Source organism: Massilimicrobiota sp. An80 (assembly GCF_002159255.1).
GTDB classification, from domain to species: domain Bacteria; phylum Bacillota_I; class Bacilli_A; order Erysipelotrichales; family Coprobacillaceae; genus Allocoprobacillus; species Allocoprobacillus merdigallinarum.
Genome location: NZ_NFHI01000003.1, coordinates 45,396 through 58,315, shown reverse-complemented (window position 1 = coordinate 58,315; position 12,920 = coordinate 45,396). Strand labels below are relative to the sequence as shown.

Sequence of the window (12,920 nt, the reverse complement as noted above, 5' to 3'; positions counted from 1 at the left end):
TAGTAAAATGAGTTCGAGAGATATAAATATAGATTTGCTTAGAATATGTTCTTGTTTTATGGTTATTATTCTTCATGTTTCTGGACAAAATTGGCGATTAGTCAATGTACATAGTATGGAATGGTTTGTATTTAATGCATATGATAGTGCGGTTCGAAGTTGTGTTCCTTTATTCTTTATGATTAGTGGTTATTTGTTTTTATCTAAAGGTTATATGATTTCTATCAATCAATTATATAAGAGAAATATATTGAAAATAATAATTTTGTATTTTGTATGGTCTTTTTTATATGCAGTATTTCGTGTTGATTTCACTGATATATCATTTGAAACATTAATATACGAAATACTGCAGTCAGAATTTCATTTGTGGTATTTACCTGCACTTATAAGTGTATATATAATGATTCCTTTATTATGGTGTATAGCTCATTATGAAGATGGAAAATATCTTAAATATACTTGTTACTTAGTTTTTATTATGGGAATATTGAAGATGACAGTAGAAACAGTTCCTTTTTTACCTGAAATTTTTAATGAATTTTTAACTAGTTTTTCTTTAAATATTAGTATTTATTGTGGATATTTTTTGATAGGGTACTATATTAAGATGACCAGAGAGAAATGGATACATATTAAAATGAAAATATTATTATCGGTGTTTTTGCTTATTGAGTTATTGGGAATTATTTTAACGTTAGGAATTTCATGGTGGACGAATGAGCCAATTTCTTTCTTATATAATAATCAAACATTGTTTCCTGCAATTCAAGCTATAATTCTTATGATAATTTTTCTTAAATTTAAAGTTGATAGTTTTTTGAATCATAAAAGAAATATTATTATAAAAATATCACGTTATACTCTATTTATTTACTTATTTCATCCTTTTGTTATAAATTTTTTAGATAATAATTTAAGAATAAATTCTTTATCTTTGAATGAATGGGTATCAGTACCACTAATATCCATGATAGTAGTTATTATTTGTCTGTTATTTGCGTTTGTTTTATCACATATACCTATTGTAAAGAAATGGATTATATAAGGAGAATGAAAATGATTATATTTTTAGTATTTTTATGTTTTATCATGATTTGTTCCTGCAAATTTTGTTTTCCAAATTTAGATAGTAAATATCTTTCAAAAGAATATACACAGGCTATAAAGGGAATTTTTGTTATTATTGTATTTTTAAGCCATGTAAGAACTTATGTAGATTTTAATGGTGCTGGTGATATTTTTGTTATTCAAATACTGAATTATTTTGGACAATTGATGGTAGCATTGTTTTTGTTTTATTCAGGTTATGGTATATATGAATCTATTAAGTATAGGGGGCAAAAATACATTGATTTATTGCCTAAAAATCGTATAGGTAAAACTTTTTTTGATTTTGCTTTAGCTATTATATTGTTTTTAATTATTGATCTTATTATAGGGAAGAATTATTCAATTTCTACTATTTTGTTATCTTTTACTGGTTGGACAAGTATTGGTAATAGTGCTTGGTATATGTTTGCTATATTTACTTTATACATTGTTACATATATATGTTTTAAAATGTTGAAAAATAAAAGATTTTTATCTATTTTGCTTATTACAATATTATCTTTATGCTATATATATATTATGTCTTTATTGAGAGATAATTATTGGAGTAGTACATATTTGTGTTATGTTGCTGGTATGTGGTATTCTTATTTTAAAGAAAAGATAGATTGTTTTTTTAGTAGAAATCAAAAAATCTATTATATAGTAACTTTGTTAATAGTATTTATGTATATTTATTTCTTTCAATATAGATACACAAGATTAATGATGTTTAATTTTGTTTCAATATTATTTTGCCTTTCTATTGTTTTATTATCATTTAAGATATCTTTTCAAAGCCAATTGTTAAAGTGGTTTGGAAATCATTTATTTTGGATATATATTCTTCAAAGAATTCCAATGATTTTATTGCAATATTTTCATATTGAGCAATATGATTCCTATCTGTATTTGAGTTTGTGTTTTGTTATTACAGTGATTTTTGCGCATTATACTAATATTTTTTCAGGTTATTTAAAAAATAAGATATGGAAATAACTGTGTTAAAGGAAGTGTGAGAGTATGAAGAAAATTAAAAGAAAAATAAAAATATTAATATGCATTATCTTAAACAGGATATTCATTTTAATTTTTCCACTTCAAAAAAATAAAGTGACATTTTTATCAGATGTCAGAAAGGTCATGGGTGGAAATCTGGAATGTGTATATGAGTATCTTGATGATTGTCAGTATAAAAAAATTATTGCTTTAAAAGGTGATCATAGAGATAAGAGAGGGTTTATAAAAAAAATTAAATTAATATATCATTTAAGTACTTCACATTATATTCTTTTAGATGATTTGTCTAGAGAATGTAATTATTTAAAGGTTCGTAAAAATCAAGAAGTTGTTCAATTATGGCATGGAGCAGGTGCTTTTAAAAAGTTTGGTTGGTCCAGATCAAATACTGGAGAGGATGTGGGTCCCATTCATAAAGGATATCGTACTTACACAAAAGCTATTGTCAGTAGTGATGATATTAGAAGTTGCTATGCTGAAGCTTTTCATATGGATATCTCTCAAATAAAGGCGACTGGTTTTCCCCGCACAGATATGTTTTTTAATGATCAATATAAAGAAAATATAAAAAAAAGTTTTTATCAACGACATCCACGTTATCAAGGGAAAAAAATCATTTTATTTGCACCTACTTATAGAGGTGCTCCTGTTTCTAAAGCAACTTATGATTTTTCTAAAATTGATTTTCAACAAATATATGAAACATTCCATGAAGACTATATATGTATATTAAAATGGCATCCTGCATTGTATAATAATATTCAAAGAGGATATGTAGAAATGCCAGATTTATCACAATACAATCATTTTTATAAAGATTTTTCTAATTATCGTGATATTAATGATTTGTTGATTGTTAGTGATATTTTAATTACTGATTATTCATCTGTTATTTTTGATTACTATTTTACACATAAACCTATTATTTATTTTGCTTATGATTTAGATGAATATACAGGTTATGGTGGTAGAGGACTCTATTTTGATTTTTATGACTATGTCTATGGAGCCATTGCAACAACGACCTCTCAATTAATAGAAGATATTCAAAAGAGAGAAATGTATGATGAAAAACGACAGGTTTTTTATCAAAAGTTTTTAAGTGCCTGTGATGGGCAATCTACAAAAAAATCATGTGAATGGATTTTTAAGGAGTCAGCATAAGCAAGACTCCTTTTTTAATCTCTAAAATATAAATCTCTTGTGTAAACTTTCTCAATGACTTCATCAATTTCATGAGTATAACGATTTGCTAAGATAATATCACTTTGTGTTTTGAATGCTTCTAAATCATTAACAAGTTTCATATCTTCATAGCTATCTTGATTTAAAGTAGGTTCATAAATAATAATCTCAACCCCTTGTTTTTTGATCATATTCATAACATCTAAAATAGCACTTGCTCTAAAGTTATCGCTATTCGCTTTCATTGTTAAGCGATAAATACCGACAGTATGAGGATGTTTGTCTAAAATCATTTGTGCAATATGTTTTTTTCTTGTCATATTAGAATCTACAATAGCTTTGATAATATCATTTGGAACACCTTCATAATTTGCTTTTAATTGTTTTGTATCTTTAGGTAAGCAATATCCTCCATATCCAAAAGAAGGATTGTTATAATGCATTCCAATACGTGGGTCCAAACAAACACCTTCAATAATTTGTTTCGTATTCAGATTCTTAATTTCACAATAAGTATCTAGCTCATTAAAATAAGCGACTCTTAAAGCAAGGTACGTATTTGCAAAAAGCTTTATAGCTTCAGCTTCTGTAGGATTTGTAAATAATAATGGAATATCTTGCTTCATAGCACATTCCTTAAGCATTGATGCAAAAACATGAGCACGTGAACTATTTTCTCCTACAATAATACGTGAAGGATATAAATTATCATATAATGCTTTTCCTTCTCTTAAAAATTCAGGGGAAAAGATAATACGATCAGTATGGAATCTCTCATTGATACTTTTTGTATAACCAACAGGAATTGTTGATTTAATGATGATGGTTGCATAATCATTATATTTCATGATTTCTGTAATGACAGATTCTACAGCACTTGTATCAAATTGATGAGATTCATCATCATAATTTGTTGGAGCAGCTACAATGACGTAGTCAGCATCTTGATATGCCTCTTTACCTATACAGGTTGGCGTTAATTGAAGCTCCTTATGAGCTAAAAAGTCTTCAATTTCTTGATCTTTAATTGGAGATTTTTTATTTTTAATGAGTTTAATTTTTTCGGGAACAATATCTATAGCTGTCACTTCATATTTTTGAGCGAGTAGACAAGCAAGACTTAAACCAACATATCCCAATCCAGCAACTGTAATTTTCATAATCTACCTCTTTTCTTTTTTTAGTTTAAACAATTAAAAATCTTTGTAAAGGCTTTTAACAAGACTTTAACATGACTTTACAAAAACTTAATTTAATACTTTATTCTAGAAATGAAGTTTAAAATAGTCAAAGAATAAATGTGAAAAGATGATTTGTTTTTAACATACCATTAACATAAACTTAATTTGATTTGGTAGTTTCAAAAGCATAAAAAAGAGTATATTACTGATATAATGTCAAGAAGGTGAATTTTATGCTCAAACGTAAGGCGTATCTTCAAGTTTTAAGTGTTCTTTCATGTTTTGCTGTTATTTTCTTACATGTTAATCACTGTTTTTGGGATTTTGGTTATGAAGATTATTGGATATTAGCTAATTTTATTGAAAGTATCATGTATTTTGCTGTTCCAGTTTTCTTTATGATAACAGGTGCGACATTATTAAATTATCGAAAAAGGTATTCTACAAAAAAATATTTTCAAAAACGTATTCATAAAGTTGTTATTCCATATGTCATATGGTCAATAATAGGAATACTATTTATGTTGGCATATCGAAGAATAGCTTTGGAAGATATCAGTTTAAAGATGATTGTTGATACTTTCATGAATGGCAATGTAGTCACTGTTTACTGGTATTTTATTCCATTATTTGCAGTTTATTTAAGTATACCTGTTCTATCTTCAATTGAAGAAAATCAACAACAAAATATTTTTGGATATATGATTATTATTTCTTTTATGACAGTGTCTTTATTACCATTAGTCTTTAAATTGATAGATATTCCTTATAATGGTTCTTTACAATTTCCGGTTGGAATGAATCATATTATTTTTGTATTAATTGGTTATTATGTTGATCATTATGAATTATCTAAAAAACAAAGAATGATGATTTATGTATTAGGAATTTTAGGATTTTTAGCTCACTGGTTAGGAACGTGGTATGCTTCTTATCAAATAGGTGAAGTCAGTCGTTTATGGAAAGGATATACGAATGCACCATCAGTGCTTTATTCTTCAGCTATTTTTGTTTTCTTTAAATATTTTCCAAACAAATCAATAATGAATGTTTTGGAAAAAGTAAGTTCTTACTTTAAAAATGTGACATTTGGAACATACCTTATTCATTGGTATATTATTCAAATGATTTTGACCATATTACCCATTTCACAACGTCAAGTTATATATCGTATTATAGGGCCATTTGTGATTATGATTATTTGTTCTATGATTATAAAAACGATGCAAAAAATACCAATGATTAAAAATAGCGTACCTAAATAAAAGAAAGGATGAGAATGATGAAGTACGATTATTTAATAGTAGGAAGTGGATTGTTTGGCAGTATCTTTGCCTGTGAAGCTAATAAGAAAGGAAAGACATGTCTTGTTATTGATAAAAGAAGTCATGTTGGTGGAAATATTTATACTCAAGAAGTGGAAGGCATCAATGTACATAAGTATGGAGCTCATATTTTCCATACTTCAAATAAAGAAGTTTGGGATTATATTCAGCAGTTTGCACAGTTTAATAGATACACAAATTCACCTATTGCCAATTATAAAGGTGAAATCTACAACATGCCTTTTAATATGAATACTTTCAATAAGTTATGGGGTGTTGTCACACCTGAACAGGCTAAGGAAAAGATTGATGAACAGATTAAAGAATCAGGAATTACTGAACCTCAAAATCTTGAAGAACAGGCTATTTCATTAGTTGGAAAGGATATCTATGAAAAGCTTGTTAAAGGCTATACACAAAAGCAATGGGGTCGACCATGCAACGAGTTACCTTCATTTATTATCAAGAGATTACCGGTTAGATTTACATATGATAATAACTATTTTAACGATTTGTATCAAGGTATCCCTATCGGTGGATATACACAAATTATTGAAAAAATGCTTGAAGGAATTGATGTCAAAGTCAACTGTGACTTCTTTGAACATCGTAAAGAGTTAGAAGAAATAGCAGATAAGATAGTCTTTACGGGAATGATCGATCAGTATTATGACTATTGTTATGGAGAACTGGAATATCGTAGTTTAAGATTTGAAGAAGAAATTTTAGATACAGATAACTATCAAGGAAATGCCGTTGTCAACTATAACGAATATGAAGTACCTTATACAAGAATTATAGAACATAAGCATTTTGAATATGGAACACAACCTAAAACAGTGATTACAAAAGAATATCCAGCTTCATGGCATAAAGGTGATGAACCTTATTATCCAATGAATGATGAAAAGAACAATGCTTTATATGAAAAATACAAAGCATTGGCACAGAAGGAAGATAAGGTTATCTTTGGAGGCAGATTAGGTATGTATAAATATTTTGATATGCATCATGTTATTGAAGAAGCATTAAAATGTGTAAAAAAGGAAATGATATCATTGAGGTGTAAAGGATGAGTGATATTAAAGTTTCGGTGATTATACCGGTTTATAATGGAGGTCAAGCATTTAAGAAATGTCTTTATGATGTTATGAATCAAACTTTAAAAGACATAGAAATCATTTGTGTAGATGATGGTTCAACGGATGAATCAGCTCAAATTATATCACAGGCTGCTTTAGAAGATTCAAGAATTCAATATGTTTATCAAAATAATCAGGGAGCTGCAGTTGCAAGAAATAAAGGTATGGAATATGCGACTGGTGAATATGTATCTTTTCTTGATGCAGATGATTTTTATGAAGCTGAAATGTTAGAAAAAGCTTATATAAATAGTGTGAAACATGATGTTGATATATGTATTTTTAGAGGAAATAAATATGATGCTTCTTCTCACCAGTATTTATCAATGGATTATGCTTTACGTTTTCACGAAATTCCATGTAATCCATTTACTTATAAAGATATCTCGGACAATGTTTTTCATTTTTGTGTAGGATGGGCATGGGATAAACTTTATCGTAGACAGTTTATTATTGATGAGAAATTATCTTTTCAAAATTTGAGAACATCAAATGATTTGTTTTTTGTTTTTTCTTCACTTGTTAAAGCAAAAAAAATTTATGCATTAAATGAACTTTTAATTCATCATCGTGTCAATGATTCTTTATCGCTTTCCGTAACAAGGGAAAAATCATGGAATTGTTTTTATTTGGCAGCGAATGCTTTGAAACAAGAATTGGAACGTATCGGTAAATATCATGAGGTTGAAAAGTCTTTTGTGAATTGGTATGTACATTTTAGTTTTTGGAATCTTGATACTATTGAAGGAGATGCTTATAAGAAAGTCTATGAACTGATCAAGTATGAAATCCTTCCTTCACTTCATCTTGAACAATATCCAGCTGGTTTTTTATCAACCAATTATGTAAAACGTGTTTTCGATGTTCAATCTTATGATTGTGATGAATATGTGTATGAACAATTTTTTAAATTAAGAAAAAAGGCAAAACAAAAAAGTGATGATGGAGCTAAACGAATTAAAAATTCTAAGACATATAAAGTAGGAAAGATTGTATTGTTTATTCCATTGCACATAAAGAAATGGTTGAAAAGGAGAACGAAATAATGGCTAAAGTATCAATTATTGTACCTATTTATAATGTTGAACAATATTTAGTTGAATGTATGGAAAGTATTGTTCATCAGACTTTGAAGGATATAGAAATTATATGTGTTAATGATGGTTCAACAGATAATTCATTAAAAATAGTTCAAGATTATGCTCAAAAAGATAATCGTATTGTGATTATTGATAAGCAAAATGAAGGTTATGGTAAAGGAATGAATGATGGTCTTGATAAGGCAACAGGAGAATATGTTGGAATTGTTGAGCCAGATGATTATGTAGACTTACATATGTATGAAGACTTATATAAAATTGCTCATGAAAATGATCTTGATGTGATTAAAGCTGATTTTTATCGTTTTGTATATAAGAATGGAACTCTTATAGCAACTTATAATCAGTTATCTAAAGATGGAACAGGTTATAACCAGATTGTTAATCCTAAAGAGCATCCACAAGTTTTTCGATATATTCTCAATACATGGAGTGGGATTTATAAACGAGAAATGCTTGAAAAATATCATATCAGACATAATACAACACCGGGAGCTTCGTTTCAAGATAATGGATTCTGGTTTCAAACGTTTGCATGGGCTGAAAGAATGTATTTTGTGAATAGACCATATTATATGAATCGTCGAGATAACCCTAATTCTTCTGTAAACAGCAAATCAAAAGTTTATTGTATGAATGAAGAATATCAATTTATTCATGAATTTTTAGATAGAAATCCACAGTTAAAAGAATACTTTATTTATGAATATTCCTTAAAACGTGTCAGAAATTATTTTTGGAATTATGGACGTATCGCAAAAGAATTCCGTCTAGAATATTTATATCAACTTTCAAAAGAATTTAAAGAAGCGATGAACTTAAAAGAAATGCGTGAAGAAGATTTTACGAAGTTAGAATGGCAAAAAATAACACGTATTATCGAAAATCCTAAAGCTGCTTATAAATGGATGAATACAAGTGCACGTATTCGAAAAACAAAAAATTTCATCAAAAGACGTATTAGAAATGTAAAGAAAATATTACATATTTAAAGAAGATGAAAAGGAGGATTTATCGGTGAATCAAATTAAAGTCAGTGTGATTGTTCCGGTGTATAATGCTCAGCAATATTTAAAGGATACTTTAGATACTATTCTTGGACAATCTTTAAAATCAATTGAAATTATCTGTGTGGATGATGGTTCATCTGATGAATCTTTATCCATATTAAAAGATTATCAAAATAAAGATTCTCGATTAATTGTATTAACACAACAAAATCAATATGCTGGTGTTGCGAGAAATAATGGGTTGAATATTGCTAGAGGGAAGTATGTAGTGTTCTGGGATGCTGATGATTTATTTGAAAAGAATGCTCTTGAATGTATGTATAAAAAATGTGAAAAAGATCAGGCTGATTTATGTGTATGCGCAGCTAACCGATATGATTCATTGACTCAAACGATCATTAAGACAGGAACATATTTAAAAAAAGAGATGTTACCAGATCATATTCCTTTTTCTAAAAAGACCCATCCTCGTTATATCTTTAATTTTTCTACAAATGTTCCATGGAATAAGATGTGGAAAAGATCTTTTATAGAAAAACATCATTTAAGATTTCAAAATCTTAAACAAGCAAATGATACTTATTTTTCCATGATGTCTTATTTTTTGGCAGAGTGTATTACTGTTGTTGATAAACCATTAATGCATTATCGTATTAATAATACGCAAAGTTTAACGGGTAAAGCATCTTCTACAGTTTTTTGTAGTTATCAAGCTTATTATCAAGTATATCAAGATTTAAAAAATGATATTCATTTTACAACAGAAATTAAGCAGTCTTTTGACAATAGGCTTATTAATGGTATGCTGTATTCTTTAAAAACACAATCAATGGTGCAATCCTTTATGAAAATATATATCAAATTACAACAAAGTCTTATTCATGATTTTCAAATTTCACAACAATTAAATCAAGATTATTTCTATGTCAAAAAAGATTATCAAGACTTTAAAGATGTTATGACACTTACTCCACATCAGTTTTTACTAACACAATATCAAATGACTAATCAACATATATATACACGAGGTCATGGCTTTTTATATCGTATTTATTATGCCCTTTATTATTCAAGGATATGGAAGCTTTGTATGAAATTAAAAGAAAATCTCAAAAAGTTATAGGTTATGTGAAAATGACTTATAATTTTTTTATTTTTATGACAAGATATGTTATAATGCATAAAAGCAGGTGATGATTTTGAAAAGTTATATAAAAATGGTTTTACAAGTTCTTCGACGTTTAGATTATATACTTATATATATATGGTATAGAATGAGGTATGGAATAACACCAAGACAGGTTTTGTTTTTATCAGATTCTCGAAATACAATGACTGGTAATTTTAATTTTATTGAGAAGGCTTTGGATGAAAGTTATATTATCAAGAAACATTTATATGAATCAAGTTTGATGAAACATGATAAAAAATCAATCTGTAAAGATATGGCGACTTCTCAATATATTCTCATAGATGATTTTTATCCCATTATTTATCCTATACCTTTAAGAAAGCAGACAAAATTGATACAGGTTTGGCATGCGGTAGGAGCATTTAAAACGGTAGGTTTTGCTAGAAAACAAAACCATGATCGATTTTCTATGACACATCGTCATTATACAGATACGATTGTAAGTAGTGAAAGTATTAGAAAAGATTATGCAAAAGCTTTTCGTATGGATATTCAAGATGTTCATAGTTATGGAATTCCTAGAACAGATATTTTTTTTGACAAAGATTATAAAAAGCAAATCAAAAAAGATTTATATGATAAATATCCAATGTTAAAAGGGAAAAAGGTTATATTATTTGCTCCTACATTTAGAGGTAACGATATTCATAAGGCTTATTATGATTTTAGTCAAATACATTTTTCATCTTTACAACAATCATTAGGTGAAGATTATGTTTGTATTATCAAATTACATCCATTTATTAAAAACAAATATCAAGAAACTTTAGATCCTCAATTTTATATTGATTTGACTTCAATGCGTGAAATTAATGATTTATTGTTTATAACAGATATATTAATAACGGATTATTCATCTGTTATTTTTGAAGCATCATTACTTGATATTCAAACTATATTCTTTGCTTATGATTTACAAGAATATATTCAAGCACGAGATTTCTTTTATCCTTATGAAGAATATACTTATGGTCCAGTTGTTAAAAATCAAAAGGAACTAGAGAAGGCTATTTTAAATCCAAATGATTATTCTCAAAAAAAGGAAAAATTTCAGAAAAAATTTATGTCATCTTGTGATGGAAAATCTACAAAGCGTTTTGTAGAACAATTATTAGGAGGAAAATCATGAGTATTATTGTTAATATTGGTATTTTTGGATTAAATATTTTGTATTTTTTTATGAAATGTTTACCAGTTCAAAATAAGATAACTTATATATCACGTCAAATGGATGTGACACCTTTGGATTTTCAAATGATCATAGATGAAACAAAAAAAATAACCCCAGATATTCAACATGTTGTTTTAGCAAAAATGTTAAAAAAAGGAATGAAAAATCATATTTTATATTGTTTTCATATGTTAAAACAAATGTATCATATAGCAACTTCTAAAATGGTTATTTTAGATACTTATTGCATTCCTGTATGTATATTAAAACAACGTTCAGACTTAGTTGTCATTCAAATTTGGCACGCTTTAGGTGCGTTTAAAAAATTTGGATATAGCATTTTAGACCAACCAGAAGGATCAAGTTCAAAGATTGCTCATTTAATGAGAATGCATAAAAATTATACTTATGTTTTTTCAAGCAGTGAATATACAAGACCTTTCTTTGCTGATGCATTTCATGTAGACTTATCTCAAGTCAAAGTCTTTCCTTTACCCAAAACAGATTTATTAGTTGATGAGAATCATAAACAGGTTATAAGCCAGAATATACTAGAAACTTATCCACAACTATGTCAGTCAGATAAAAAAATCATTGTTTATGCTCCTACTTTTAGAAAAGATGACCACGTACTCTATAACGCTATTAAAGAGCTTATTGATGTTATAGATTTTAATCAATATCATCTTGTATTAAAATTGCATCCATTAACAACATTTCATATTCATGATTCTAGAATTATCGAAGATCATCAATATACTTCTTTAGAATTTTTCCATGTTGCAAACTACATTATTACAGATTATTCGGCAGTTATATTTGAAGCCTCATTATTAAACAAACCTTTGTTTTTTTATGCATTTGATTATGAAGAATATATGAGAAAACGTAGCATGTATATTGATTATCTACATGATTTACCGGGAACTATTTTTCAAAGCCCAAAATCTCTTATAGAATCTTTGAATCATCCACAAAGATATGATATTCAATCTTTTGCTCATAAGATGATTGCTAAACCTCAAACAACATATACACAAGATATTGTTCGTTTTATGATGGAACAGTGGAAATAAAGAATGCCTGTTTTGTGCATTCTTATTATTTTATGTCATCATATTTTTCTTATCTTATTCATATACTATTTGTATGATAGGAGGACAATATGAATAGGGGAGAAATATATTATGCAGATTTATCACCAGTCATTGGTAGTGAACAAGGTGGATATAGACCGGTTTTGATTTTACAGAATAATAAGGGTAATAAATATTCTACAACGGTTATCGTCGCACCTATTTCTTCAAGAATGACCAAAAATGATTTACCAACACATGTCATCATTGAAACACCTTTTTTAGAAAAGAAGTCTGTGATTCTTCTAGAACAGATACGTACCATTGATAAAAAAAGAATAGATGAGCGTCTAGGAGTTTTATCTCAATCTTTTATGGAAAAGGTAAATCAGGCGATTAAAACAAGTTTAGACATTAAATAAGAGA

General features: G+C 27.7%; 12 protein-coding genes. 11 read left to right on the top strand and 1 reads right to left on the bottom strand.

The features are described from left to right. Nucleotides 1-7: 7 nt before the first annotated feature. The 3 genes from B5G32_RS01695 to B5G32_RS01685 are packed head-to-tail and all read left to right on the top strand — an operon-like array spanning nucleotide 8 to nucleotide 3,276. Nucleotides 8-1,048, top strand: coding sequence for an acyltransferase (locus B5G32_RS01695; RefSeq protein ID WP_087305094.1), 1,041 nt, complete (start codon nucleotides 8-10; stop codon nucleotides 1,046-1,048). An 11-nt stretch (nucleotides 1,049-1,059) separates the two neighbouring features. Beyond that, nucleotides 1,060-2,091, top strand: coding sequence for an acyltransferase family protein (locus B5G32_RS01690; protein WP_158093946.1), 1,032 nt, complete (start codon nucleotides 1,060-1,062; stop codon nucleotides 2,089-2,091). 24 nt (nucleotides 2,092-2,115) lie between these two features. Continuing rightward, complete coding sequence (locus tag B5G32_RS01685) at nucleotides 2,116-3,276, top strand: CDP-glycerol glycerophosphotransferase family protein (protein ID WP_087935634.1); 1,161 nt, start codon at nucleotides 2,116-2,118, stop codon at nucleotides 3,274-3,276. Between the two features lie 14 nt (nucleotides 3,277-3,290). Here the strand turns inward: B5G32_RS01685 and B5G32_RS01680 are convergent, their stop codons facing one another. After that, nucleotides 3,291-4,457: a nucleotide sugar dehydrogenase gene (locus B5G32_RS01680; protein ID WP_087935633.1), complete on the bottom strand. Its 1,167-nt coding sequence runs from the start codon at nucleotides 4,455-4,457 to the stop codon at nucleotides 3,291-3,293. A 254-nt stretch (nucleotides 4,458-4,711) separates the two neighbouring features. Between B5G32_RS01680 and B5G32_RS01675 the strand changes: the two genes are divergently transcribed. The 8 genes from B5G32_RS01675 (at nucleotide 4,712) to B5G32_RS01640 (ending at nucleotide 12,916) form a co-directional block, all read left to right on the top strand. Next, on the top strand, nucleotides 4,712-5,743 hold the full coding sequence (locus B5G32_RS01675; protein WP_087935632.1) for an acyltransferase: 1,032 nt from the start codon (nucleotides 4,712-4,714) through the stop codon (nucleotides 5,741-5,743). 17 nt (nucleotides 5,744-5,760) lie between these two features. Then, nucleotides 5,761-6,879, top strand: a complete 1,119-nt coding sequence (gene glf, locus B5G32_RS01670; protein ID WP_087935631.1) for a UDP-galactopyranose mutase — start codon at nucleotides 5,761-5,763, stop codon at nucleotides 6,877-6,879. Next, a complete protein-coding gene (locus B5G32_RS01665) occupies nucleotides 6,876-7,991 on the top strand; it encodes a glycosyltransferase family 2 protein (protein WP_087935630.1) in 1,116 nt (371 codons plus the stop codon). Before glf ends, B5G32_RS01665 begins: the two co-directional genes overlap by 4 nt. Continuing rightward, entirely contained in the window at nucleotides 7,991-9,037 is a 1,047-nt protein-coding gene (locus B5G32_RS01660) for a glycosyltransferase (RefSeq protein WP_087935629.1), read from the top strand. Before B5G32_RS01665 ends, B5G32_RS01660 begins: the two co-directional genes overlap by 1 nt. A 25-nt stretch (nucleotides 9,038-9,062) precedes the next feature. Continuing rightward, complete coding sequence (locus B5G32_RS01655; protein WP_158093945.1) at nucleotides 9,063-10,178, top strand: glycosyltransferase family 2 protein; 1,116 nt, start codon at nucleotides 9,063-9,065, stop codon at nucleotides 10,176-10,178. Nucleotides 10,179-10,254: 76 nt separating this feature from the next. Then, nucleotides 10,255-11,376, top strand: coding sequence for a CDP-glycerol glycerophosphotransferase family protein (locus B5G32_RS01650; RefSeq protein ID WP_158093944.1), 1,122 nt, complete (start codon nucleotides 10,255-10,257; stop codon nucleotides 11,374-11,376). Next, nucleotides 11,373-12,494, top strand: a complete 1,122-nt coding sequence (locus B5G32_RS01645; protein WP_087935627.1) for a CDP-glycerol glycerophosphotransferase family protein — start codon at nucleotides 11,373-11,375, stop codon at nucleotides 12,492-12,494. The genes B5G32_RS01650 and B5G32_RS01645 overlap by 4 nt, the downstream gene beginning before the upstream one ends. Before the next feature lie 89 nt (nucleotides 12,495-12,583). Then, nucleotides 12,584-12,916, top strand: coding sequence for a type II toxin-antitoxin system PemK/MazF family toxin (locus B5G32_RS01640; protein ID WP_087358566.1), 333 nt, complete (start codon nucleotides 12,584-12,586; stop codon nucleotides 12,914-12,916). Nucleotides 12,917-12,920: the final 4 nt, after the last annotated feature.